This window comes from Oleiphilus sp. HI0132 (assembly GCF_001635845.1).
This window is the reverse complement of record NZ_LWGJ01000954.1, coordinates 1-455: the sequence shown is the minus strand read 5'-3', so window position 1 is coordinate 455 and position 455 is coordinate 1. Positions and strand designations below refer to the sequence as shown.

At 41.5% G+C, this 455-nt stretch carries 1 protein-coding gene; it reads right to left on the bottom strand.

Features of this window, described 5'->3' with window-relative positions:
• Nucleotides 1-352: hypothetical protein (locus A3766_RS10680; RefSeq protein WP_156508867.1), on the bottom strand; the 352-nt coding region annotated here is incomplete at its 3' end.
• Nucleotides 353-455: the final 103 nt, after the last annotated feature.

The window sequence follows — 455 nt, the reverse complement described above, 5'->3', positions numbered from 1 at the left end:
AGGCTAGTTGAAAATCCTTTTTAACAAGATTTTGGTGCTCAATAGCTAACACGTTAAATTCACCCTGCGGGGAAAGTACCATCCCAAAAGGTAAAAACTCACCACGTTCAAGCAAGTTCTTTTCCATGCGCATCCAACCCTGCACCATCATATATTTAAGCTGCGCGATCGCTTGCTCCTCAGTAACCTTACCCCGCCTCACTTGGTTAAGGTCTACAGCGCTGTCCGCAATTGGCGCCTCGACAAGATCTTCTGCTTTTATTTTTCTTTTGCCTTCTTCAGCTGATACTAAGGTGCTCGACACTGAGAACAGTAAACCAAGCAGTATCAAACCAAATTTCAACATCTTCATATAGAGACTCCAATCATTATTATAACGGTGAGGTAAAACTATTGTGGATATAAATTATCTGGGCGAGAGAAGAATGTCTACAGTGAATCAGTAGAATTTGTGA